This is a genomic window from Stappia sp. P2PMeth1 (assembly GCF_900185735.1).
GTDB lineage: Bacteria > Pseudomonadota > Alphaproteobacteria > Rhizobiales > Stappiaceae > Stappia.
Genome location: NZ_FYAW01000015.1, coordinates 174,135 through 197,006 on the forward strand (window position 1 = coordinate 174,135; position 22,872 = coordinate 197,006).

At 68.0% G+C, this 22,872-nt stretch carries 20 protein-coding genes; 3 read left to right on the forward strand and 17 right to left on the reverse strand.

What is annotated here, in order from left to right:
• Positions 1 to 65: 65 nt before the first annotated feature.
• The gene (proS, locus tag P2PM1_RS08180; protein ID WP_186398767.1) at positions 66 to 1,394 is read right to left on the reverse strand and encodes a proline--tRNA ligase; all 1,329 of its coding nucleotides are present in this window, start codon (positions 1,392 to 1,394) and stop codon (positions 66 to 68) included.
• A gap of 951 nt (positions 1,395 to 2,345) precedes the next feature.
• Entirely contained in the window at positions 2,346 to 2,993 is a 648-nt protein-coding gene (locus tag P2PM1_RS08185; RefSeq protein WP_244301448.1) for a hypothetical protein, read from the reverse strand.
• A gap of 141 nt (positions 2,994 to 3,134) precedes the next feature.
• Here P2PM1_RS08185 and trmFO point away from each other — a divergent pair, with 141 nt between their 5' ends.
• On the forward strand, positions 3,135 to 4,547 hold the full coding sequence (gene trmFO / locus P2PM1_RS08190) for a methylenetetrahydrofolate--tRNA-(uracil(54)-C(5))-methyltransferase (FADH(2)-oxidizing) TrmFO (protein ID WP_186398768.1): 1,413 nt from the start codon (positions 3,135 to 3,137) through the stop codon (positions 4,545 to 4,547).
• Between the two features lie 21 nt (positions 4,548 to 4,568).
• Here the strand turns inward: trmFO and P2PM1_RS08195 are convergent, their stop codons facing one another.
• The 5 genes from P2PM1_RS08195 to yajC form a co-directional block, all read right to left on the reverse strand.
• Positions 4,569 to 5,447 (reverse strand): phytoene/squalene synthase family protein, encoded by an 879-nt coding sequence (locus P2PM1_RS08195; RefSeq protein WP_371636522.1) that lies wholly within the window; start codon positions 5,445 to 5,447, stop codon positions 4,569 to 4,571.
• 72 nt (positions 5,448 to 5,519) lie between these two features.
• Positions 5,520 to 5,918 (reverse strand): Mth938-like domain-containing protein, encoded by a 399-nt coding sequence (locus P2PM1_RS08200; protein ID WP_186387961.1) that lies wholly within the window; start codon positions 5,916 to 5,918, stop codon positions 5,520 to 5,522.
• A gap of 20 nt (positions 5,919 to 5,938) precedes the next feature.
• On the reverse strand, positions 5,939 to 6,910 hold the full coding sequence (secF, locus tag P2PM1_RS25395; protein WP_186387960.1) for a protein translocase subunit SecF: 972 nt from the start codon (positions 6,908 to 6,910) through the stop codon (positions 5,939 to 5,941).
• Positions 6,911 to 6,928: 18 nt separating this feature from the next.
• The gene (secD, locus tag P2PM1_RS25400) at positions 6,929 to 8,539 is read right to left on the reverse strand and encodes a protein translocase subunit SecD (RefSeq protein ID WP_186398769.1); all 1,611 of its coding nucleotides are present in this window, start codon (positions 8,537 to 8,539) and stop codon (positions 6,929 to 6,931) included.
• 76 nt (positions 8,540 to 8,615) lie between these two features.
• The gene (yajC, locus tag P2PM1_RS08215) at positions 8,616 to 8,951 is read right to left on the reverse strand and encodes a preprotein translocase subunit YajC (RefSeq protein WP_186387958.1); all 336 of its coding nucleotides are present in this window, start codon (positions 8,949 to 8,951) and stop codon (positions 8,616 to 8,618) included.
• Positions 8,952 to 9,205: 254 nt separating this feature from the next.
• Here yajC and P2PM1_RS08220 point away from each other — a divergent pair, with 254 nt between their 5' ends.
• On the forward strand, positions 9,206 to 10,102 hold the full coding sequence (locus tag P2PM1_RS08220; RefSeq protein WP_186398770.1) for an ATP-binding protein: 897 nt from the start codon (positions 9,206 to 9,208) through the stop codon (positions 10,100 to 10,102).
• A gap of 18 nt (positions 10,103 to 10,120) precedes the next feature.
• On the opposite strand, the gene P2PM1_RS08225 is transcribed toward P2PM1_RS08220, so the two are convergent.
• The 5 genes from P2PM1_RS08225 to P2PM1_RS08245 all read right to left on the reverse strand — a co-directional run bounded on the left by P2PM1_RS08225 (position 10,121) and on the right by P2PM1_RS08245 (position 17,215).
• A complete protein-coding gene (locus P2PM1_RS08225; protein WP_186387956.1) occupies positions 10,121 to 10,654 on the reverse strand; it encodes a DUF2155 domain-containing protein in 534 nt (177 codons plus the stop codon).
• Positions 10,655 to 10,682: 28 nt separating this feature from the next.
• Positions 10,683 to 13,538: a valine--tRNA ligase gene (locus P2PM1_RS08230; RefSeq protein ID WP_186398771.1), complete on the reverse strand. Its 2,856-nt coding sequence runs from the start codon at positions 13,536 to 13,538 to the stop codon at positions 10,683 to 10,685.
• Positions 13,539 to 13,681: 143 nt separating this feature from the next.
• On the reverse strand, positions 13,682 to 14,212 hold the full coding sequence (locus tag P2PM1_RS08235; RefSeq protein WP_371636525.1) for a PopZ family protein: 531 nt from the start codon (positions 14,210 to 14,212) through the stop codon (positions 13,682 to 13,684).
• A gap of 397 nt (positions 14,213 to 14,609) precedes the next feature.
• Complete coding sequence (locus tag P2PM1_RS08240) at positions 14,610 to 15,992, reverse strand: TolC family outer membrane protein (RefSeq protein ID WP_371636526.1); 1,383 nt, start codon at positions 15,990 to 15,992, stop codon at positions 14,610 to 14,612.
• Between the two features lie 557 nt (positions 15,993 to 16,549).
• Complete coding sequence (locus P2PM1_RS08245) at positions 16,550 to 17,215, reverse strand: protein-L-isoaspartate O-methyltransferase (RefSeq protein WP_186397331.1); 666 nt, start codon at positions 17,213 to 17,215, stop codon at positions 16,550 to 16,552.
• 413 nt (positions 17,216 to 17,628) lie between these two features.
• Between P2PM1_RS08245 and P2PM1_RS08250 the strand changes: the two genes are divergently transcribed.
• On the forward strand, positions 17,629 to 17,970 hold the full coding sequence (locus P2PM1_RS08250) for a hypothetical protein (RefSeq protein ID WP_186398774.1): 342 nt from the start codon (positions 17,629 to 17,631) through the stop codon (positions 17,968 to 17,970).
• Here P2PM1_RS08250 and P2PM1_RS08255 read toward each other — a convergent pair.
• From P2PM1_RS08255 to nuoN, 5 genes are all read right to left on the reverse strand, one after another.
• On the reverse strand, positions 17,916 to 18,185 hold the full coding sequence (locus P2PM1_RS08255) for a DUF1467 family protein (RefSeq protein WP_186397333.1): 270 nt from the start codon (positions 18,183 to 18,185) through the stop codon (positions 17,916 to 17,918). The genes P2PM1_RS08250 and P2PM1_RS08255 overlap by 55 nt on opposite strands.
• A gap of 48 nt (positions 18,186 to 18,233) precedes the next feature.
• On the reverse strand, positions 18,234 to 18,638 hold the full coding sequence (mce, locus tag P2PM1_RS08260) for a methylmalonyl-CoA epimerase (protein WP_186397334.1): 405 nt from the start codon (positions 18,636 to 18,638) through the stop codon (positions 18,234 to 18,236).
• Between the two features lie 91 nt (positions 18,639 to 18,729).
• Complete coding sequence (locus P2PM1_RS08265; protein WP_186398775.1) at positions 18,730 to 20,427, reverse strand: ribonuclease J; 1,698 nt, start codon at positions 20,425 to 20,427, stop codon at positions 18,730 to 18,732.
• 166 nt (positions 20,428 to 20,593) lie between these two features.
• Positions 20,594 to 21,400, reverse strand: a complete 807-nt coding sequence (locus tag P2PM1_RS08270; protein WP_186387948.1) for a biotin--[acetyl-CoA-carboxylase] ligase — start codon at positions 21,398 to 21,400, stop codon at positions 20,594 to 20,596.
• 2 nt (positions 21,401 to 21,402) lie between these two features.
• On the reverse strand, positions 21,403 to 22,857 hold the full coding sequence (nuoN, locus tag P2PM1_RS08275; RefSeq protein WP_186398776.1) for an NADH-quinone oxidoreductase subunit NuoN: 1,455 nt from the start codon (positions 22,855 to 22,857) through the stop codon (positions 21,403 to 21,405).
• Positions 22,858 to 22,872: the final 15 nt, after the last annotated feature.

A 22,872-nucleotide genomic window follows, 5' to 3' on the forward strand; every position in this document is an offset into this window, starting at 1 on the left:
CCTGCGCCACTCGCCCCTGCGCCACTCGTCCCTCCGCCGCTCCGTTCCCGGTCAGCCGGACCGCCTCAGGATGCCAGTTCGCCGATCAGACGCGTGACAGCCTCTTGTGGCGAAACCGTGCTGCGCTCGCCGCTCGCCCGGTGCTTGAGCTCCACGACCCCCTCCTTGAGACCGCGCGGACCGACGATAAGCTGCCACGGCAGGCCGATCAGGTCCATTGTCGCGAACTTGGCGCCCGCCCGCGTGTCGACGTCATCCACAAGCACCTCGACCCCGGCGGCCGCGAGCTGGCGCTCCAGGTCGGCGCAGGCCGCATCCGCGTCCGCATCGCCCGGCTTCAGGTTGATAAGGCCGACATGATAGGGGGCGACCGAGGCCGGCCACTTGATTCCCGCCTCGTCGTGATGCGCCTCGATGATCGCGCCCAAAAGACGCGACACGCCGACGCCGTAGGAGCCCATATGCACCGGCACCTCGACACCATCCGGGCCGGCGACCTTCGCCCCCATCGGCTCGGAATACTTGGTGCCGAAATAGAAGATGTGGCCGACCTCGATGCCGCGCGCCGACATGCGCGCCTCCTCCGCGACCGCCTCGTAGGCGCTGGCGTCATGCATCTCGTCGGTCGCCGCGTAAGGCGTCGTCCAGGCGTCGATGACCGGGGTCAGGTCGGCGTCGAAATCGGTGTCCTCGCCCGGGATCGGCAGGTCGAGAATCGCCTTGTCGCAGAACACCTCGCTCTCGCCGGTGGAAGCGAGGATGATGAATTCGTGGCTCATGTCGCCGCCGATCGGGCCGGTGTCGGCACGCATCGGGATCGCCTGCAGGCCCATGCGGGCGAAGGTGCGCAGATAGGCGACGAACATGCGGTTGTAGGCATGGCGCGCGCCTTCCTTGTCCAGATCGAAGGAATAGGCGTCCTTCATCAGGAACTCGCGGCCGCGCATGATGCCGAAGCGCGGGCGCACCTCGTCGCGGAACTTCCACTGGATGTGGTAGAGGTTGAGCGGCAGGTCCTTGTAGGACCGCACCGAGGCACGGAAGATGTCGGTGATCATCTCCTCGTTGGTCGGCCCGTACAGCATCTCGCGCTCGTGCCGGTCGGCGATGCGCAGCATCTCCTTGCCATAGGCATCGTAGCGCCCGCTTTCGCGCCACAGGTCGGCCGGCTGGATCGTCGGCATCAGGAGTTCCTGGGCGCCGGCCCGGTTCTGCTCCTCGCGCACGATCTGCTCGATCTTGCGCAGCACCCGCAGGCCCATCGGCAGCCAGGCATAGATGCCGGCCGCCTCCTGACGGATCAGCCCCGCACGCAGCATCAGCCGGTGCGAGACGATTTCCGCCTCCTTCGGCGTTTCCTTGAGAATGGGGAGAAAGGTGCGGGACAGACGCATCGGCTGGCTTCTCGGACTTGCATGGCTGGCGGGAACGGCGCGCGGATTGCGACGCCTGAAGTTTGCGCAGTGAAAGCGCATGCGCCGGAAAAACACAAGTCCCGCCGGCGAGCGGGATGGCGCGAAACCGCGAATTTCGCGCCGGATGTCGGTGAGCGTCCGACTTCAACCCCCTGCCCGCAAAAATTTTGGGCTGCGCTTGCACAAAATGGTGACAAGGGGATAACGATGCGCTATGGTCCGTTCTCATAACAAGGCAAGAAGCTGCAAGGCTTACTTTGTCAAAAAACAGACATCGCGGTCTGAGTCTTGGGAGGAAGAGCCTTCTGGCGCGTCGTAACTGACTGCTGCCCGCCGAAACAGATCTTTTTTGCCTTTGGCGAACGAAGGTGTGATACGCGAAACCTAGTAAGCAAGGCCTTGTGCCTTGCTTTTTTCTTTTCTGCGGCCACGTTTGCTCGCGGAAGCTTGCCGACAACGCAGGCTTGGCCGAACAATATCCGGTTTCGCTTTCGAAAAATCGAAAGCCGGACATGCCGGCTGCTTTGACGGTGCTTTGCCGGCGACAGCCCGCCCCCCCGGCTGCCGCGTCGCCCCGCTGCCGCCGTCCCACACTCCGAGGTCACCCCGGCCGCAGGCGAAGCCGGAGAGCCGGGGGCTATTCGTTGCCAGAGCGGCGGCGAGGCCCCTCCGAACAGGCCTCCGGCACGGCCCGCGACGCCTCACGCCTCACGCCCGCCGAGGATGCCAATGGTTCCCGGCTCTCCGGCTTCGCCTGCGGCCGGGACGACCTCCGAGGAGAAGGCCCGACCTCGCATCCCCTCAGCCGTCACACCGGGCAAGCGTAAGCGAGACCCGGTGCCCATTGGCTGCCAGAGCGGCGACGAGGACCGCCTTCGATGCCAACCACCTCTCAAAAGCCGCTTGCTAAAGGATGGGAGTCCCCCCGCCTCACCCGCGCGCGGCGAACCAGGCCTCCAGCGGCATGATCTCCGGCTTCACCCCGTTCGCATGCGGCCAGGAATCGACCGCGAAGGCCGCACCGCTCTTGGTCTCGCGCACCACGGCGGTGGCATGCGGATAGCGCCCGTCGAGGAAGAAGCCGCGCGCCACGGGGCTTGCGACCTTGTGATGGGCGAGATAGCCGGCGCGGGCCGCGACGCTCAGCACGCTGGTGGTGTTGGTCGCCTCGTCGATGCAGTCCATCTGCCCCGGCACGCCGGCATTGTGCAGGTCGAGGCCGCCGACATCCTTGTCCGAGCCGACCACCGGGCCGATGGTCCGCTCCGACCAGGCGATGGCCTCGGCGATCGCCGCGCGTTCGGCCTCCGGCGAGGCGCGCCCCTTCGCCAGGATCGCCTTGAGCCGGCGCATCTGGGCGGGCGTGAAATCGAACGGCGTCTTCAGCGCGCAGCCGAAGGCATGGCAGACATAGATGCGGGTGCCAGACGGCGCGACGCCGTTGTGCTCGGCATACCAGCTTGCCGCCGGGCCGGCGGCCTGTCCGGCGCAGCCGGCCAGCAGCAGGCCGCCGAGGGCCAGCCAGACCTTGCCGCGCGGCGTCCTGCGCCGCTCTCCCGCCCTTGCATCGCGAATCATGCGTTCTCCCGGCCGTTGTCCCCTCTGTTATCCTCCCCGCGTTTGCCTGATGGAAGGGGACGCGCTAAGTCAGCGCCTTGAAACGGATACGCCCGGACGGCATCTGCCGCCGGGAACCACAAGCGCGGAGAGTGAAGCGAGATGCAGCCAGTACATGTGATCGGCGGCGGCCTTGCCGGCTCGGAGGCCGCCTGGCAGCTTGCCCGGCGCGGCGTGCCAGTGGTGCTGCACGAGATGCGCCCGGTGCGCGGCACCGACGCGCACAAGACGCAGGACCTTGCCGAACTGGTCTGCTCCAACTCCTTCCGCTCGGACGATGCCGAACAGAACGCTGTCGGCCTGCTGCATGCGGAACTGCGCGACGCCGGCTCGCTGATCATGGCCAGCGCCGATGCGCATCAGGTGCCGGCCGGCGGGGCGCTCGCCGTCGACCGAGACGGCTTTGCCGCCGCCGTCACCGCGGCGCTGGAGGCGCATCCGCTGGTGACGATCCTGCGCGAGGAGATCGCCGGCCTGCCGCCGGCGGACTGGGACAGCGTCATCATCGCCACCGGGCCGCTGACCTCGCCCGCCCTGTCGCAGGCGATTCTCGAGGCGACAGGCGAGGACGCCCTCGCCTTCTTCGACGCCATCGCGCCGATCCTGCATTTCGACAGCGTCGACCTCGACACCTGCTGGTTCCAGTCGCGCTACGACAAGCCCGGCCCCGGCGGCTCGGGCAAGGATTACATCAACTGCCCGATGGACAAGGCGCAATACGAGGCCTTCATCGACGCCCTGATCGCCGCCCCCAAGGCGGAGTTCAAGGAGTGGGAGGAGACGACGCCCTATTTCGACGGCTGCCTGCCGATCGAGGTGATGGCCGAGCGCGGCCGCGAGACCCTGCGCCACGGGCCGATGAAGCCGATGGGCCTGACCAACGCGCACAAGCCGGACGAGAAGCCCTATGCGGTGGTGCAACTGCGCCAGGACAATGCACTCGGCACGCTCTACAACATGGTCGGCTTCCAGACCAAGCTGAAGCACGGGGCGCAGCTCGAGGTGTTCCGGATGATTCCGGGGCTGGAAGAGGCCGTCTTCGCCCGGCTCGGCGGCCTCCACCGCAACACGTTCCTCAACTCGCCGAAGCTGCTCGACGGCACGCTGCGGCTGAAGGCGCGCCCCGAGCTGCGCTTCGCCGGCCAGGTCACCGGCTGCGAGGGCTATGTCGAATCGGCGAGCGTCGGCTGCATGGCGGGCCTGTTCGCGGCGGCCGAGCGGCGGGGCGAAGCCTGCCCGCCACCGCCGGAAACGACGGCGATGGGCGCGCTGCTCGGCCACATCACCGGCGGCCATATCCTGCGCGACGAGCCGGGCCCGCGCTCGTTCCAGCCGATGAACGTGAATTTCGGCCTGTTCCCGCCGATCGAGGCGCCGAAGACCGACGCGGATGGTCGTCGCCTCAAGGGCAAGGACAAGACGCGCGCGAAGAAGCTCGCCATGACCGGCCGGGCGCGCGAGGATTTCGCTCGCTGGATCGCCGCCGCCGTGCCCATCCGCGACGCCGCCGAATAGGCGGGTGCGGCGCGCACCGGCTCAGCCGAGACTGTTGCGGCAGCCCTTGCAGGCGCGCCGCCAGGAGCGCCAGGTGATCCAGTGCTTGGCGAGCGGCGACAGGTCGACGACGGAGTTGAGCGGATCCTCGCTCCGCCGCTCGATGCGCGCCAGCAGCGGCCCGCTCAGGCAGACCGGCAGGAAGGCCGGGATCGCCTCGCGCGGCACGTCGCCGATGCGCCGGCGCAAGGCGTCGAGATGGCGGCGGGCGATGGCGACGAGATCGGCGATGGCGCCGTTGAGTTCCGGGCCCGCCTGCCCCGCGAACAGCGCCTCCCGGTCGACGCCATGGGCGTCCAGCAGATCGCCCGGCAGATAGAGCTGGCGCCGGCGCGCATGCCAGGGCAGCGCGCGCAGCAGCCCGGTGATGGCATAGGCGACGCCCGCATGGCCGGCCGCCTCCGCCGTGCCCGGATCGCGCCCCCGGCACAGGACCATCGCGGCAAGCTGGATCAGCACCGAGGAGGTCTCGCCGGCATAGCCTTCCAGATCGCCGAGCGTCGGCATCGGGTCGTCGTAAAGGTCGAAGACGCGGGCATCGATCAGGTTGACGAAGGGCGCGAGCGGCAGGGCATTGGCGGCAATGGTCCGCCGGATCGCGCCGGCAACCGGGTGCTGGTCGACATCGGCGCCCGCCGGCGCCTCCAGCGTGTCGCGCCACCACTGGAAGCGGATCTCGCCGGGCATCGGGTCGGAGACGATCTCGCGCGCCCGCGCGATCTCCATGTTGAAGGCATAGAGCGCGGCAAGCCCGTCTCGCGCCGCTCCACCGGTGTAGAGCAGCGACAGGTAGCGGTCGAAGTCGAGCTTGCGCACGAGCGAGAGGCAGTGATCCGCTCCCGTGCCGTCCCTGGTCATCATCCCGAGACACCTAGCGCGGCACGCGCAAATGGGGAGGCCGGGCGCCCGCCGATGCGGGCAGAAACCGGCATCTCAGCCGACCGCGAGCAGGACGGCCGCAATGGCGCGGCCCTCCGAAAGAAGCACATTGTAGGTCCTGACTGCCGCGCCGGTGGACATCGGGTCGGCCATGATGCCGGCCTCGCGCGCCGCCGCCCGCAGGTCGGCGGTCAGCGGCACGAGCTCCGCTCCGGTGCCGACCAGCAGCACCTCGATCTCCGCCGCCTCCTCGAACACCCGCTCCAATGCCTGGCGGTCGAGCTGCTTCGGCGTCAGATCGGCAAAGCCGTAGATGCCGCTCGGCACGCACAGGATCGAGCCGCGATGCGACATGCCGGCAAAGCGGAAGCCCCCCTCGCCATAGGCCTCGATCGGCGCGCGGCCGGGAAAATGCGCGTTGCGGATCACGATCCCCTGACCACGGCCGGCCATTGCTGCGCGCCCCGAACCGCTCAGGCGGCGGCGGCGGAACCGCCGGCGGACGCCTTGCCCTCGCCCCCGTCCGGCGTATCCCCGTCCTCGCCGACGATGTTGGACGGACGCAGGTTGAGCAGGATCAGGAAGGGCGCGGCCAGGAAGATCGACGAATAGGTGCCGATCACCACGCCGAAGATCATCGCCAGGGTGAAGGACCGGATCACCTCGCCGCCGAAGAAGTAGAGCGCGCCGAGCGCCAGCAGCGTCGTCAGCGAGGTCATCACCGTGCGCGACAGCATCTCGTTGATCGAGCGGTCGAGCAGGTCCGGCAGCGGCTGCTTCTTGTATTTGCGCAGGTTCTCGCGCACCCGGTCATAGACGACGACCGTGTCGTTCAGCGAATAGCCGATGATGGTCAGGATCGCGGCGATGCTCGACAGCGAGAAGTCGAGCTGCAGCACCACGAAAAGGCCTATGGTGACGACGATGTCGTTGATCGTCGTCAGGATCGCGCCGACGGCGAAATGCCACTCGAAGCGGAACCAGATGTAGAACAGGATGACGACCAGCGAGGCGACGACGGCGATCAGGCCGGCCTGGGCAAGCTCGCCCGAGACGCGCGGCCCCACCACCTCGACGCGGCGGAACTCGACGCTTTCGGCGAAGCTCTCGCGCACCAGCGACACCACCGCCTGCTGGGCAAGCTCGCCGCCTTCCGGCTGCTGCACGCGCACCAGCACCTCGTCCGGGCCGCCGAACTGCTGCACCTGGACGTCGCCGAGGTTGAGCGTGCCGAGTTGGGCGCGGATCGAGGCGACGTCCGCCGGCGATTCCATCGTCTTCATCTCGAACACGGTGCCGCCACGGAAGTCGATGCCGAAATTCAGCCCGACCGAGAAGAACAGCGCGATAGAGGCAAGGAACATCACCGCCGACAGCGGATAGGAAATGGTCCTGTACCGCATGAACTGGATGCGGGTGCCTTCCGGGATCAGTTTCAAGAGCATGGTCTTATCTCCCGGCGCTCAGAGCGTCAGTTTGCTCGGGCGCTTCCAGCGCACCCACAGCGACACGAGCAGGCGCGACACCGTGAAGGCCGAGAACACCGTCGTGAAGATGCCGATGGCCAGCGTCACCGCGAAGCCGCGGATCGGGCCGGAGCCGAGCTGGAACAGGATGAGCGCCGCGATGAGCGTCGTGATGTTGGCGTCGAGGATGGTCCCGAGCGCCCGCGAATAGCCTGCGTCGATGGCACTGATCGCCGAGCGCCCGGCCCGCAATTCCTCGCGGATGCGCTCGAAGATCAGCACGTTGGCATCGACCGCCATGCCGACGGTGAGCACGATGCCGGCGATGCCGGGCAAGGTCAGCGTCGCCTGCAGCGTCGTCAGCGCCCCGAAGATCAGCAGGATATTGGTCGCCAGCGCCAGATCGGCGATGACGCCGAAGCGGCCATAGGCCAGCACCATGAAGATCACCACCAGCGCTGCGGCGATCACCGCGGCGATACGGCCGGCATCGACCGAATCCTGGCCGAGGCCCGGACCGATGGAGCGCTCCTCGACGACGGAGAGCTTGGCCGGCAGCGCGCCGGCGCGCAGCAGCACCGCGAGGTCGTTGGCGCTTTCCACCGTGAAGCTGCCGGAGATCTGGCCCGAGCCGCCGGTGATCGGCTCGCGGATGACCGGCGCCGAGATCACCTCGTTGTCGAGGACGATGGCGAAGGGCCGCCCGACATTGCGCTGGGTGACGACCGAGAAAGTGCGCGCGCCCGAGGTGTTGAAGCGGAAGTTGACCACCGGCTCGTTGCTGCGCGAATCGAAGGAGACCTGCGCGTCGACGAGATCCTCGCCCGACAGCAGCGGCGCCTCCTCCAGCAGATAGGGATAGGGCGGATCGTCCATCGAATAGAGCACGATCGTCCCGGCCGGCGGCCGGCTCTGCAGTGCCTGCTCCGGCGCCATCGACTGGTCGACCATGTGGAAGGTGAGCTGCGCCGTCTGGCCGATCAGCTCCTTCAGGCGCTGCGGATCGCCCTCGCCCGGCGCCTCCACCAGGATGCGGTCCTCGCCCTGGCGCTGGATGCTGGGCTCGGTCGTGCCGAATTCGTCGAGGCGCAGTCGAATCACCTCGATCGACTGCTGGACGATGGTGCCGATGCGCTGCGCCAGGCCCTGCTCGGTATAGGCGAAGCGGACCAGCCCGTCATCGGCGACGGTCATCGAGAATTCGTTGACGGTCTGGCCGCCGAAGAGATTGGTGACCAGCGGGTTGGTCAGCTCGTTCAGCCGCGTGCGCGCGTCCTGAAGCCGCTCCAGATCGCGGATGCGCACCTGCACGCCCTCGCCCTGCACGCCAAGGCCGGTATAGCCGATGCGCGGCTCTTCCCGCAGCTTCTGGCGGATGTCGCCTTCCAGCGTCTTCAGCCGCTTCTGCACATAGTCGGTGCGGTCGACCTCATAGAGCAGATAGGCGCCGCCCTGCAGGTCGAGACCCAGCACGATCTGGCGGGAGGGCAACCAGTCCGGCAACGCGCGCAAGGCCGCAGGCGACAGGAAGTTCGGCAGGGTGGTGATCGCCCCGGCGAGAATGACGAGGACGATCAGCGCGATCTTCCAGCGTGCGAAATAGAGCATGACGGTGCCGCTTCTGGTGTTCCGGCAGGCCGCCTGCTGGCGCCCCGCCGGACTGGGAAAGAGTTCGACCCTCGGGTCAGCCGTTGTCCTTGACGGGCTCGGACTTCGAGCGGACTTCCGTGATCATGCTGCGCACCGCGCGCACCTTCAGCCCCTCGGCGAGTTCGAGCTGCACCTCGCCCTCGTCCACCACCTTGGAGACCTTGCCGATCAGCCCGCCGGCGGTGACGACCGTGTCGCCGCGGCGCAGGTTCGCGACCAGCTCCTGGTGCTGCTTCATCCGCTGGCGCTGCGGCCGGATGATCAGGAAGTACATGATCACGAAGATCAGCACGAAGGGCAGCAGCGACATCAGCAGATCGGGCGTGCCGGAGCCGCCGGCTCCCTGGGCATAGGCGGGTGAAATCAGCATGTACATCTCCCTTGCCGCCCCGGAGGCCGCGCGCATTCGCGGACAATCCCCTAGGCTGGCGACTGAACGAAAGTCGCGCGGACTATACAAGTCGCGCCGGTCTTTGCAAGACGAACCGCGCGGTTCGCGGCCTGCTTCCGCCGGTGTTTCCCGGCTTTGGCGCGGCCCTGCCCCGTGCTAGGAAACTCCCCCGCACCTGCGCTGCCGGCCGTCTCGACCCGGCAGGCCCCATCACAAACACCAATGGCACAGATATGGATCCCGCTCAGCAGTACAAGACCCAGGTCGACGAACTCGCCAGCCGCCTCGACACGCTCATCGAGCTGATCTCGCGCGCGGTGCCGCCGGCCCGCCCCGCTCCCGACTTCGCCGCCGCCGACGCCTTCGTCTGGCAGGCCGACACGAGCTCCCTGGAGCCGGTGGAGAAGGTCAACCGGGTCGATATCGACCTGCTGCAGGGTGTCGACCGGGCCCGCGACCAGCTCGTCGACAACACGATGCGCTTCGCCAGCGGCTTTGCCGCCAACAACGTGCTGCTGTGGGGCGCGCGCGGCATGGGCAAGTCGTCGCTGGTCAAGGCGAGCCACGCCCATGTCAACGCCGCCCTCGCCGGCCGGGGCGCGGCCCAACGGCTGAAGCTGATCGAGATCCACCGCGAGGACATCGAGAGCCTGCCGGCCCTGATGAAGCTGGTGAAGGCCGGCGGCCACCGCACCATCGTCTTTTGCGACGATCTCAGCTTCGACAGCGGCGATGCCTCCTACAAGTCGCTGAAGGCCGCGCTCGACGGCGGCATCGAGGGCCGGCCCGAGACGGTGCTGTTCTACGCCACCTCCAACCGACGCCACCTGCTGCCGCGCGACATGATCGAGAACGAGCGCTCGACCGCAATCAATCCGAGCGAGGCGGTGGAGGAGAAAGTGTCGCTGTCGGATCGCTTCGGCCTGTGGCTCGGCTTCCACAAATGCAGCCAGGACGAGTTCCTGGCGATGATCGAGGGCTATGTCCGGCACTATGGCCTCGACTACGACCCCGCGAGCTTGCGCGCCGAGGCGCTGGAATGGTCGACGACCCGCGGCAGCCGCTCGGGCCGCGTCGCCTTCCAGTTCATCCAGGACCTCGCCGGCCGGCTGGGCCGCAGCCTCGCCTGACGGAGATCCGGCCCGCCCTCACATCGGCGGCTTGAGCCGGGGAAGCACCTCGCCGGGGCCGAGCTCCGGCTTGGTGCCGGCCAGCGGATCCTCGCCGGCCGCCGCTTCCGCCGAGATCGGCGGGCCGCTGTAATTGGCCGGCGGGGCAACGGTGGAGGACTGCTTGCAGTCGGTCAGCCACACGTCATAGACCGCGTGCTCGACCGCATGCAGGCCGGGGCTCGCCGCGAACATCCACCCCGTAAAGATCCGCCGCACCTCGTTGTTGAGCGTGATCTCGTCGACCTCGACGAAGGCGGTGGTCTGCGGCGCCTCGGTCTCGGGCCGGGTGTTGCACTGGCGCGGCGTCACCTGCAGCGCGCCGAACTGCACCGTCTCGCCGATATAGACGTCGAAGCTGATGATGCGGCCGGTGATCTTGTCGAGGCCGGAGAACACCGCCACCGGATTCTCGATCTTGTCGGCAGCAGCCGGCGACAGGCCCGCCACCAGCACCATCGCCGCGCCCGCCATACCGGGCAGAAGGCTCCGCAACTCCGCAGCCAGCTTCATCCGCACGTTCCCCGCTCAGCTTGCCCGATCACGCGTGCGACAGGTCGGCCAGCCGCTTGCGCGCCTCGACCACCTTGTCGCGCAACTCCACGAGTTCCGCCCGCTTTTCCTGTTCCGCGACGACGATCTCTTCCGGCGCCTTGGCGACGAAAGCCGGATTGCCGAGCTTCTTGTCGATCCGGGCGACCTCGCCGTCCAGCCTGGCTTCCTCCTTGGCAAGCCGGGCCGCCTCGGCACCAAGATCGATGAAATCGGCGAGAGGAAGGCAGAACACCGCCTCTCCACTGACAATCTGCACGGAGCCGCGCGGCGGCGCATCGGCGAGCGTGACGCTCTCGGCCCGCGCGAGCCGCAGGATCGCCGCCTCGTGGGTGGCAAGCCGCTGCCGCGTCACCTCGCTGGCGCCGGTGACGACCAGCGGCACGCGGGCGCCGGCCGGCACGTTCATCTCCGCCCGCACCGAGCGGATCGAGGTGATGAGATCCACCAGCCAGTTGATCTCGGAAGCCGAGGTCTGGTCGCCGCCGGGCGACACCGGCCAGCGGGTGTGGACCAGCAGCCGCGCCCGCGCGGCCCCGGCCTCGCCCTCGCCCTCGCCTTCGACGGCGCGCGCCCACAGCTCCTCGGTCATGAACGGCATGAACGGATGCAGCACCTTGAGGATCTCGTCGAGAACCCAGGCGGCGGTCGCCCGCGCCTCGTCCCGCGCCTCCGCGCTGCCCTCGCCGAAGATCGGCTTGGCCAGCTCCAGATACCAGTCGCAATAGGTGTTCCAGACGAAGCGATAGGCCGCGCCCGCCGCCTCGTTGAAGCGGAAGCCCTCCAGCGCCTCGGTGACCTCGGTGATGCAGCGCCCGGTCTCGGTGACGATCCAGCGGTTGACGGTCTCGCGCACCCCGGCCGGATCGAAGCCGGCGGGCCGCGTGCCGCCGTTCATCTCGACGAAGCGGGCGGCGTTCCACAGCTTGGTGACGAAGTTGCGATAGCCGGCGACGCGCCCGGTGGCGAGCTTGATGTCGCGCCCCTGCGCCGCCATCGCCGCCAGCGTGAAGCGCAGCGCATCGGCGCCGTACTCGTCGATCAGCGCCAGCGGGTCGATGACGTTGCCCTTCGACTTCGACATCTTCTGGCCCTTCTCGTCGCGGACCAGGGCGTGGATATAGACCGTGTGGAAGGGCTCGGTCTTCATGTAGTGGTCGCCGAGCATCATCATCCGGGCGACCCAGAAAAAGATGATGTCGAAGCCGGTGATCAGGACGCTCGTCGGATAATAGTTGGCGAGCTCCGGCGTCTTGTCCGGCCAGCCGAGCGTCGAGAACGGCCACAGCGCCGAGGAGAACCAGGTGTCGAGCACGTCCTCGTCGCGGTAGAGCGCGACGGTGCCCTCCCCGCCGGCCTCCCAGCGGGCGAGCGCGGCCTCCATCTCGAGGATCTCGACGTCGCGGGCATAATGGGCACGCGCGGCCGCCAGCGCCTCGTCCTCGCTGCGCTCGACGAAGATCCTGCCGTCCGGCCCGTACCAGGCCGGGATGCGGTGGCCCCACCAGAGCTGGCGCGAGATGCACCAGGGCTGGATGTTCTCCATCCACTCGTAATAGGTCTTGTCCCAGTTGCGCGGGACGAAATTGGTCCGCCCCTCGCGCACGCTGGCGATCGCCGGCTGGGCCAGCGTCTTGGCATCGACATACCACTGGTCGGTCAGGAGCGGCTCGATCGGCACGCCGCCGCGGTCGCCATGCGGCACCATATGGGTGTGCGGCTCGATCCGGTCGAGCAGGCCGAGCTCCTCCATCCGCGCGACGAGACGCTTGCGCACGTCGAAGCGGTCGCAGCCCTCATAGGCCGAGATCGTCTCGGAGAGCTCCGCGCTCTCGGCAACGCCCGCCAGGAACTCCGGATTCTCGGCGAGACGCACCTTCGCCTCGCGGTCGAGCACGGAGATCATCGGCAGGTCGTGCCGGCGGCCGACCTCGAAGTCGTTGAAATCATGCGCCGGGGTGACCTTGACCGCGCCCGAGCCTGCATCCGGATCGGCATAGTCGTCGGCGACGATGGGAATGCGCCGGCCGACCAGCGGCAGCACCACATGCTTGCCGATCAGGCCCTTGTAGCGCGGATCCTCCGGGTTCACCGCGACCGCCGTGTCGCCGAGCATCGTCTCGGGCCGGGTGGTGGCGACGGTGATGTAGTCGCGCGTCTCGAACTCGGTCGCGTTGCCGTCCTCGTCCCATGCGACTGGCGCCTGGAACGTCTCGCCGCCGTCCAGGGAATAGCGGAAGTGCCAGAGATTGCCCTTGATCTCGATCTGCTCGACCTCAAGGTCGGAGATCGCGGTGAGCAGCTTCGGGTCCCAGTTGACCAGCCGCTTGTCCTTGTAGATCAGCCCTTCCCGGTAGAGGCCGACAAAGACCTCCAGCACGGCGCGGGACAGGCCCTCGTCCATGGTGAAGCGCTCGCGCGACCAGTCGCAGGAGGCGCCCAGCCGCTTGAGCTGGTTGATGATCATGCCGCCGGATTCGGCCTTCCACTCCCACACCCGCTCGACGAAGGCCTCGCGGCCCATGTCGCGGCGGCCCGGCTGCTGCCGCTCGGCCAGTTGCCGCTCGACCACCATCTGCGTGGCGATGCCGGCATGGTCCATGCCCGGCTGCCACAGCACGTCGCGCCCGCGCATGCGCTCGAAGCGGATGAGAATGTCCTGCAGCGTGTTGTTGAGCGCGTGGCCCATATGCAGGGAGCCGGTGACGTTGGGCGGCGGGATGACGATCGAATAGGACGCCGCGCCCGGCTCGGCGCCGGCCCCCGCCTTGAAGGCCTCCGCCTCGTCCCAGGTCCTGGCGATCCTGGGTTCGACTGTGGCAGCGTCATAGGTCTTGTCGAGCATCGGTTTTCCCGGGGATTTGTGAACTGATCGCGTGGTTACTCGCTGGCGCGCCGCCAAGTCAACACTCGCGCGGCGGCGGGCCGGCGGCGCAAACGAAAACGCCGCCCGGTGGGCGGCGCATCGAGCGGAAGAAGCGCGAGGCGTCAGCGCCCGCGCGAGACCCGCTCGATTTCCTGGCGTACGAGCCGCTCGACCAGCGGCGGCAGGTTCTCGTCCAGCCAGCCCTTCAGCATCGGGCGGAGCATCTCCTTGACCAGATCCTCCAGCGTGCGGGCATTGTTGGACAGGATCGTGCCGGCGAGATTGTGGAACGCCGCCTGAACCGCCTGGTTGGCGGACGGCGACAGAAGATCCTCGCCGGAGGGCTCGGCCGAAGCGCGCGGCGCGGGCCTCGGGGCCGGCTCGGGCTCGGGCGCCTGATCGACAAAGGCAACATCGCCGGCGATATCGTCGCCGGTGGCCAGCCCCTCGACCAGATCGAAGCCGTCGGCGTCCGTCTCCTCGACCGCCTGGTCCTCGGTCAGTTGCAGGACATCGTCGGCCGTATCCTCGTCCTCGTCCTCGGCCTCGGCGGCGGCAGGTGCCTCGATCTCCACCTCGACCTCGTCGTCGCCGGCGGAATCAAACAGTTTGTCGAGGTCGTCCTGGGACATCTCCTCGCCGGCAGCGGGCATATCGTTCTCCGGTTCGGCCCCCGCCTTCCCCCCTGCGGGTGTGTCTTCATCGGAAATGATCCGGCGAATGGACGCCAGGATTTCCTCCATTGAAGGTTCTTGAGCTTGACTGGCGTTGGCCATATCGATCCCCGCACTCGACAACGCTGAGCCCGGCCCCCGGGACCAAGCAACTCCTGATCGGCTCGCAGCCCTTGACGGAACTGCCGAGTCGATCACGAAAAACTATAACCTGTTAAACCGCGAGGGGAAACGGACGAGCTTGCCGCGCGGCCCCCGCTGCGAACCTGTGCGGGCCAACAATTCCCCGATTCGGCCGGCTTTGCACGAAAAACCGCCCCCGCGATGCGAGGGCGGCGTCCCGTTTCGCCTCATCCGGTCGACCGGCCGACGCCGGTCAGCGGCCGTCCGGGGTCGTCAGCCCGTACCAGCTATTGCGCACTTTCTTGTAATGCGCAGTCTCGTCATAGCGGGCAACGCCAAGGCCGATCTGGTCGGAGGTCAGCCGGCCGATCGCCGAGATCAGCGCATAGGCGGCGACCGTGCGGTTGCGCTGCGCGCTGATCAGGCTGACCCGGCTGTTGACCAGATCGAACTGCGCGTTCAGCACGTCGAGCGTCGTACGCTGGCCGACGCGCTGTTCCTCGATCACGCCTTCCAGCGCGAGCTGGTTGGCCGCCACCGCGTCCTCGCCCGCCTGGATCGAGGCCTGGGCCGCCTGATACTGGCCCCAGGCCGAGACCACATTGGCGCGGATCCGGTCGCGGGCGACATCGAGCTGGATCTGGGTCTGGCCGAGATCCTCCTTCGCCTGCCGCACGCGGGAGGAGACGGCGCCGCCCTGATAGAGCGGGATCGACACCCGGCCGAAGATGCTGGCGCTGTCGACCGTATCGGTCGTCGGCGAGGACGGCGGACGCCACTGCCGCTGCAGGTCGGCCTCGACCGTCACCGTCGGCAGCAACTCGCCCTCGATGGTCTTGACGCCGAAGGTGCCGGCATCGACCAGATGCTGCGCCGCGAGAATCGAAGGGTGATTGCTGTCGCTGAGTTTCAGCCCCTCGTCGAGCGTGCGCGGCAGGCGGCCATAGATCGAGGTGCGGGCGGACAGCGACTTGGGGTCGGAGCCGACCACCTGGCGATAGATGGCGCGGGCGCTGTTGACATTGGCCAGCGCCAGGTTGAGGTCGGACTGCGCCTCCGAATAGCGGGCGCGGGCCTGCGACACGTCGGTGCGGGTGCCCTCGCCCACTTCGAAGCGATCCTGCGCCGCGCGCACCTGTTCGGACAGGAAGGCAAGGCTGCTGCGCCGCAGCGACACGATGGCGGTGGTGCTGATCACATCCATATAGGCGGTGGCCGCATCCAGCAGCACCGCCTGCTCGGTCGCCCGCAGGCTCTCGCGCTCGGCCCGCACCACGGCCTCGGCCTGGCGAACCGAATTCACCGTGCGGAAGCCGCGAAACAGCGCCTGCGACAGCGATATGCCGGCCGATGCGGTGTTCCTGTAGCGCGAGCCGCCCGGATCGGTGTGGGAATATTGCGAGCCGACGTCGATCCGGCCGAAGATCTGCGGCCGCCAACCGGACAGTGCCTGCGGCACCGACTCATTGACCGAACGCAGCGCCGCCCGCGCCGCGTTCAGTGTCGGATTGTCGGAATAAGCCTGCGCCAGCGCCTGGTCGATCGACTGCGCCTGCGCCGTCGCGGGAACGCCAGCGACTGCCGCCGCAAGCGCGGCCGCGAAGAGCCATGAACCCGTCCGCTTCACCTTGAACACCCCTGTACAACTCCGGAGCGGCCGCACCGGCACCAGTGCCGACGGCCGACTTCTGTTTGACGCCGGTTCCGCGATCCCTGCTCGCGGCCCATATGCCTCTGCCTGTCGGGATCCGCGACGTTCCGGCCCCATGGGCCTGCGTCGCTTATCGATCCCCGTTCGTTGCGGCCGCTGGTGTTCCGGCCTCAGTCATCTACTGTTGTTGTTCTTGTTTTTATTGCCGTTTCTGTCGTCGGCCGTCGTGCCGCCGTCGCTTCCGGTCCTGCACCCGTCAGCCCCTCCCGCAGCAGGCGAGCCAAGGCAGACCGATCATCTGACCTTTCGCGCCAGTCGTCAGTCGGATGTGTACTGTTATCTCCAGTCCGGCGCGACACAACCGCCGAAAAGTAACGAAAGGCGCATTCGCGGCCGAATGCGACCTCTTGGCAACACATGTGCCGGAAAATCACGCAGGGGCAAGGGAAAAGGGGGGGCAAGGGAAAGCGGCAAACGAAAAGGCCGCGCGGACATCCGTCCGGCGCGGCCTCAGACTGCTCGCGAAGGTCGGTAGAACCCCGTCAGAACACGAAAGTCTTCTCCCGCGCGAAGCCGGGCAGCAGCCGGGCCGAGGCATTGAAGGCGAAGCGCCCCGAAACCGCATCGCCGGAGCGGACATGGAGCTCGGCCTGGCCCGCGCCGCCAAGGCCGCGCACCGCCACCAGCCGGCCGCCATCCTTGAGCTGCGCCGTCAGCGCCTCCGGCAGCACCTCGATGGCGCCGTCGACGAAGATCACGTCATAGGGCCCCTCGGAAGCGCCGCCCTTGACGAGGTCGCCCTCGATCACCGCGGCGTTCTCGATCCCGAGTTCGACCAGCAGTTCGGACGCGGCCGCCGCGACCGCGCTGTCCGATTCGAGGCCGACCACGGAGCCCGCCAGTTGCGCGAAGACCGCGACGCTGTAGCCGGTGCCGCAGCCGACGCACAACACGACTTCGCCAGGCTGGACGGCGGCGAGCTGCACCAGCTTGCCGAAGACATGCGGCTTCATCAGGTAGCGGCTTGCGCTCCCCTCGCCGGCAACGAGGACGTCCTGGTCGCTATAGGCGATGCAGCGCCGGGAGGCCGGCACGAAGCGTTCGCGCGGCACGCTCTCCATGGCGTCAAGAACCCGCAGGTCGGTGACGTCGTTGGTCCGTAGCTGGTTGTCCACCATATGGGTGCGGACCTGCTCGTAATCGCCCATTGCACGCCTCTTCGCATTGTCGGGCCGGCCCGCTTGCGGCACGCCAGCGGCCTCAACGCCCGTATCGCCGAGCCCGGAACTCCTCATGCGGTTCCTTACCGGGGTCCGGCGCGCCTGACAAGCCGCACGCGCGCCGCAGTCCGCCTTCCTCGTCCCCCGCGTCATAACGATGCGATCACGCCCTGCAACCGAAGATAGAAAACAGACAAGCCGGCGCACCGATCTCCGCAACACCCCCGCGGTATCGGCCGTCGAACATCGATATTCGAGGGCAAGAACAGGGCTCGAACTGAGAGCCCCGACAGTCAGGGCGCCGACAGTCAGGGCGCAGGCAGTCAGGGCGCGGAAAGGCAGCCGGTTCGCGGACCGGTTTCGCCTTACCCCTGGAGTCGCCGCCCCGAGGGAGCGCGTCAATGCTGTTTGGGGATCCGCACGACAAGACGCCCGCGCAGTCGGGCTGGTCGATCGACTGGCGTTTCGACCAGTTGCTGCTGAAGCTGGGGCGCCACGACCAGATCCGGCTCGCCAAGGGGCTGGCCGCGCGCAGATTCGGCAACCGCGACCTTTCCCGCCTGACCCGCGAGCAGAAGGCCCTGCTGATTCCGGACTGCGAACGCGAGCTCGTCGTCGCCATCGCGCTGAAGAGCCGCCGGCCCTATGGCCGGGATGGCCGCCTGCCGCGCCAGCGCCCGCGCCGCCGTCACCGGCTGCTTGGCGGCTTGAACGGAAGATCGTCCAGCGTCATGCCGGAATAGACCTTCAGCCAGTAGAAGGCGGCGAAGACCACCGCCGCCACGGCGGTGGTGATCAAGGCCTTGCGGAGAAGCTGCGGCCGCATCGGAGCGCTGGACACGGTGCCCGGCGACACCTCTCCGCCCTCCTCCTGCGTCACCACGCCGATCGGCAGGATCGCGAAGAGGATGATCCACCAGATGACGAAATAGATCGCGAGCGAGGATACCAGAGACACCGTCTTGCCTTTTCGAAGATCTGTTGCCGTCGCGGCGCCGGCCGGTCGTCAGACCTGCTCCAGCTCCACCAGCGTACCATTGAAATCCTTCGGATGCAGGAACAGCACCGGCTTGCCATGGGCGCCGATCTTCGGCTCGCCCGTGCCCAGCACCCGTGCCCCCTTTTCCACCAGCCGGTCGCGGGCGGCGAGAATGTCCTCCACCTCGTAGCAGACATGGTGGATGCCGCCGGAGGGGTTGCGCTCCAGGAAGGCATTGATCGGCGAGTTGTCGCCGAGCGCTTCCAGCAGCTCGATCTTGGTGTTGGGCAGTTCGATGAACACCACCGTCACGCCATGGTCCGGCTCGGCCTGCGGCTGCGACACCCGAGCGCCCAGCGTGTCGCGATAGGTGGCGGTCGCCGCCGCAAGGTCCGGCACGGCGATGGCCACATGGTTCAGGCGTCCGATCATCAGCTTCCCTCCACGACAGACGAGCGCCGGCTAACCGGCCGGCTGCGTCACTCATGACGCATGGCGGGCGCGCCCGCCACCCGTCAATTGGTCACACGCGCTGAACCAGCGCCTCGGTCAGCGGCTTCTTGCCCCAGCAGTCGCGCACCGCCGCGCGCGCCGCCCGCCGCGCCGCCTCGGCGACGAGATCGTCGTCCTTGCGCCGGTTCTTCGGAATGCTGTCCAGCGCCGACATCACCTCGTCGATGACGATGTCCTCAAGGTCGTCGCCGTCGCGGTCGGTCTCCGGCAGGCCGAACAGCGACACCATCGGCTCGCCGATCAGCGTGCCCTTGGCATCGATCACGACGCAGACGGTGACGGCGCCGGCGAAGGACAGCTTGCGCCGCTCGTTGACGCCCATCTCCTCCGGGTCGCCATAGAGCAGCCCGTCCTTGACCGTGATGCCGGTCGGCACCTCGTCCACCACCGTCAGCTTGCCCGGCGCCAGCCGGACAATGTCGCCGTTGCGGGCGATCAGCGTGTTCTTGATGCCGTGGCGCAACGCCAGGTCCCGGTGCGCCTTCAGGTGCACCGCCTCGCCATGGGCGGGAATGAGCGCCTTCGGCTTGACCAGGTCGTAGAGCTGGACCAGCTCGTCCTGGCGCGGATGGCCGGACACATGGACGAGCGCGTCGCGGTCGGTGACGATCTCCACCTCCGCCTCGGCCAGCCGGTTGGCGATCGCCCCGACCGCCTTCTCGTTGCCGGGGATCGTGCGCGAGGAGAAGATCACCGTGTCGCCCTTCGACAGCGCCACGTTGCGATGGTCGCCGGCGGCGATACGGGCGAGCGCTGCCCGCTCCTCGCCCTGGCTGCCGGTCAGCAGCAGCACCACCCGCTCCGGCGGCAGGTAGCCATAGGCATCTTCCGAGAGAAAGGCTGGCAGGTCGTCGAGATAGCCGAGTTCGCGCGAGACCTCGATGGTTCTATGCATCGAGCGGCCCATCACGACGACGTCCCGCTCGGCCGCCTTCGCCGCCAGCGCCACCGAGCGGATGCGCGCGACGTTCGAGGCGAAGGTGGTCACCGCGACGCGGCGCTTGGCCTTGCGGATCACCCTGGCGAGGTCCTTGGCGACATCCGCCTCGCTCGGGCTCGATCCCTCGCGCGGCGCATTGGTGCTGTCGCAGATCAGTGCGACGACGCCCTCGCGGCCGATCTCGGCGAGCCGCTCGGTATCGATCGGCTTGCCGATGCCCGGCGTCGGGTCGATCTTCCAGTCGCCCGAATGCAGCACCGTGCCGGCCGGGCTGCGGATCGCCAGCGCGCAGGGCTCGGGAATCGAGTGCGACATGGCGACGAACTCGACCTCGAACGGGCCGATCTCCACCCGCGCGCCCTGCTCCACCACCGTCACCGGGATCTTGCCGGCGCCCGGCTCGCTTGCCGCCTTCGCCTCCAGCAGAGCCGCCGTGAAGGCGGTCATGTAGAGCGGCGCCTTCAGCCGCGGCCACAGATGCACGATGGCGCCGTAATGGTCCTCATGCGCGTGGGTGATGACGATGCCGTCGAGCCGGTCGAGCTCTTCCTCGATGAAGCGGATGTCCGGCACGACGATGTCGACGCCGGGAAGGTCCGGCCCGGCAAAGGTGACGCCGCAGTCGACCATCAGCCAGCGGCGATCATGGGCCGGCCCGAAGCCGTAAAGCGCCATGTTCATGCCGATCTCGCCGAGACCGCCGAGCGCGACAAAAACGAGTTCGCTCTCGCCCGAGCCCTTGCCGCCCGCCTTCTTTCTGGTGGCCATTCCATACTCCTGTCCGGATCGGACAGCGGCCGTCCTTGCGGATCCGCGCCCTGCCGCCGGTCTTCCAAAATACCGATATGGACCATCCGCCGGATGCGGACAGCCTGGTCTCGCGGGACAGTTCACCGGCAGGGCTTCCGCGACAGGCCCGCCTGCAATCTCGTCGTCAGCCGGCCGTTCTGCCGGCGGCGGAGGTGCGAAGAGCCGCGCCATCGAAGAAGACGTCGCCGGCGGCGATCGTCTGCCTCGTGTCGCCGGCTTCCAGCACCAGCCGCCCGTCCGGGTCGAGCCCGGCAAAAATCCCGTTGAGCTCCCGGTCCTCCAGCCGCACCCGGATCGGTGCGCCGATGCCGACAGCCCGGCGGCGCCAGTCGTCGAGGCACAGCGAGAACGGCTCCTCGCGCCAGCGCATCATGTAGCGCTCGACGCTCGCCGCGAGCGCGGCGAAGGCCCGCTCGAGGCGGACCGGAAAGCCGAGCCCGGCAAGGTTCGCCGCCTTGTAGTCCGGCAGCTCCGGATGATGCGCAAGGTTGAGCCCGAAGCCGCATACCACCGCACGCCGCCCGTCCGCAAGCAGTGTCGCCTCAAGCAGGATGCCGGAGATCTTGGCGCCGTCCACCAAAAGGTCGTTCGGCCACTTCAGCCGGACCAGCCCATAGGAGCCGGTCATCGCGTCGACCGCGTCGGCAAGCGCCAGCGCCGCGACCAGCGGAAACTGGCCGATGCGCTCCGCCGGCATCGGATCGATGGTCAGCAGCGAGGCATAGAGATTGCCCGGCTCGGACACCCAGGGCCGCGCCCGCCGGCCCCGGCCCGAGGTCTGGCGGCCGGCAAGGACCCACAGGTTTCCCGGATCGCCCTCGCCTGCCGCGGCCAGGGCCGCGCTGTTGGTCGACCCAAGCTCCGCATGGGCGGCAACGCGGTATCCCGCGACGCCGGCAACCTCGCGAACCCGGCCGTCGAAGGCGAGCATGCTCAGAACAGCGTCCCCGCCGCCGCGCCGACCATCTCCACCACCGGCCCGGCAAAGACGATGAACAGCACCACGAAGGCGGTCGACAGGCCGAGGGTGAACTTCAGCTCCACCGGCATCGGCAGGAACTGGCGCGCCGGCTCGTCGAAGAACATCACCTTGAAGATGCGCAGGTAGTAATAGGCACCCACCACCGAGGCGAGAACGCCGATCACCGCCAGCGGATAGAGCCCCGCCTCGACCGCCGCCAGGAACACGTAGAACTTGGCGAAGAAGCCGATGAACGGCGGAATGCCGGCCAGCGAGAACATCAGGATGCCGAGCAGCACCGCCATCGGCAGGTTGGTGCGCGACAGGCCGGCAAGGTCGGAAATCTCCTCGACCATGCCCTCCTTGCGCCGCATCGACAGGATGCAGGCGAAGGCGCCGAGCGTCATCACCAGATAGGCGGTCATGTAGATCATGACACCCTCGACGCCGGCCCGCGATCCGGCGGCAAGGCCGACCAGCGCGAAGCCCATATGGCTGATCGAGGAATAGGCCATCAGCCGCTTGATATTCTTCTGGCCGATCGCGGCGAAGGCGCCGAGCGCCATCGAGGCGATGGAGATGAAGACGACGATCTGCTGCCAGTCGCGGGTCACCGGCTCGAACGCCTCGATGACGACGCGGGTCAGGAGGCCCATGGCGGCGATCTTCGGCGCCGCCGCGAAGAAGGCGGTGACCGGCGTCGGCGCGCCCTCGTAGACGTCCGGCGTCCACATGTGGAACGGCACCGCCGAGATCTTGAAGGCAAGGCCGGCCAGGATGAAGACGAGGCCGAAGATCAGGCCGAGCGAGGAGCCGCCCTGCGCCGCGATGGCGGCGGCGATGGCGGCAAAGCCGGTCTGGCCGGTGAAGCCGTAGACCAGCGACATGCCGTAGAGCAGCATGCCGGAGGAGACCGAGCCGAGGACGAAATATTTCAGGCCCGCCTCGGTGGAGCGGACGCTGTCGCGGTTGAAGGCGGCGATCACATAGAGCGCCAGCGACGACAGTTCGAGGCCGAGATAGAGCGTGATCAGGTCGTTGGCCGACAGCATCAAGAGCATGCCGAGCGTCGACAGCACGATCAGCACCGGATACTCGAAGCGCTCGAAATTCTCGTTGCGGGCGAAGGCCACCGACATGGCGATGGCGAAGCCCGAGCCGACCAGCGTCAGCAGCTTGAGATAGCGGGCGAAGCCGTCCAGCACGAAGGCGCCGTGGAAGGTCGTCGTCGCGGTGATGCCGAACTGCGCGGGCAGCAGCAGCGGCAGCGCCGCCACCGCCAGCAGCGCCACCGACAGCGCGGTCACGTAAGGCGTGATCCTGCGGCCACCGAACACGCCGATCATCAAGAGCGCCAGCGCACCTGCGGCGAGGAACAGCTCCGGCAGCGCGGGCGACAGATCCGGGAGTTGGGAATAGGCGGTCATGGCGTCTTTCGTCCT

Excerpts from the sequence above, each read along its gene's own strand:
- P2PM1_RS08185 (WP_244301448.1), bottom strand. The coding sequence starts at position 2,993 with ATGATTCGCGATGCAAGGGCGGGAGAGCGGCGCAGGACGCCGCGCGGC.
- proS (WP_186398767.1), bottom strand. The coding sequence starts at position 1,394 with ATGCGTCTGTCCCGCACCTTTCTCCCCATTCTCAAGGAAACGCCGAAG.
- mce (WP_186397334.1), bottom strand. The coding sequence starts at position 18,638 with ATGATCGGACGCCTGAACCATGTGGCCATCGCCGTGCCGGACCTTGCG.
- secD (WP_186398769.1), bottom strand. The coding sequence starts at position 8,539 with ATGCTCTATTTCGCACGCTGGAAGATCGCGCTGATCGTCCTCGTCATT.
- yajC (WP_186387958.1), bottom strand. The coding sequence starts at position 8,951 with ATGCTGATTTCACCCGCCTATGCCCAGGGAGCCGGCGGCTCCGGCACG.
- P2PM1_RS08250 (WP_186398774.1), top strand. The coding sequence starts at position 17,629 with ATGCTGTTTGGGGATCCGCACGACAAGACGCCCGCGCAGTCGGGCTGG.
- P2PM1_RS08235 (WP_371636525.1), bottom strand. The coding sequence starts at position 14,212 with ATGCCCGCTGCCGGCGAGGAGATGTCCCAGGACGACCTCGACAAACTG.
- P2PM1_RS08245 (WP_186397331.1), bottom strand. The coding sequence starts at position 17,215 with ATGGGCGATTACGAGCAGGTCCGCACCCATATGGTGGACAACCAGCTA.
- P2PM1_RS08220 (WP_186398770.1), top strand. The coding sequence starts at position 9,206 with ATGGATCCCGCTCAGCAGTACAAGACCCAGGTCGACGAACTCGCCAGC.
- nuoN (WP_186398776.1), bottom strand. The coding sequence starts at position 22,857 with ATGACCGCCTATTCCCAACTCCCGGATCTGTCGCCCGCGCTGCCGGAG.
- P2PM1_RS08230 (WP_186398771.1), bottom strand. The coding sequence starts at position 13,538 with ATGCTCGACAAGACCTATGACGCTGCCACAGTCGAACCCAGGATCGCC.
- P2PM1_RS08265 (WP_186398775.1), bottom strand. The coding sequence starts at position 20,427 with ATGGCCACCAGAAAGAAGGCGGGCGGCAAGGGCTCGGGCGAGAGCGAA.
- P2PM1_RS08270 (WP_186387948.1), bottom strand. The coding sequence starts at position 21,400 with ATGCTCGCCTTCGACGGCCGGGTTCGCGAGGTTGCCGGCGTCGCGGGA.
- P2PM1_RS08225 (WP_186387956.1), bottom strand. The coding sequence starts at position 10,654 with ATGAAGCTGGCTGCGGAGTTGCGGAGCCTTCTGCCCGGTATGGCGGGC.
- P2PM1_RS08200 (WP_186387961.1), bottom strand. The coding sequence starts at position 5,918 with ATGGCCGGCCGTGGTCAGGGGATCGTGATCCGCAACGCGCATTTTCCC.
- trmFO (WP_186398768.1), top strand. The coding sequence starts at position 3,135 with ATGCAGCCAGTACATGTGATCGGCGGCGGCCTTGCCGGCTCGGAGGCC.
- P2PM1_RS08195 (WP_371636522.1), bottom strand. The coding sequence starts at position 5,447 with ATGATGACCAGGGACGGCACGGGAGCGGATCACTGCCTCTCGCTCGTG.
- secF (WP_186387960.1), bottom strand. The coding sequence starts at position 6,910 with ATGCTCTTGAAACTGATCCCGGAAGGCACCCGCATCCAGTTCATGCGG.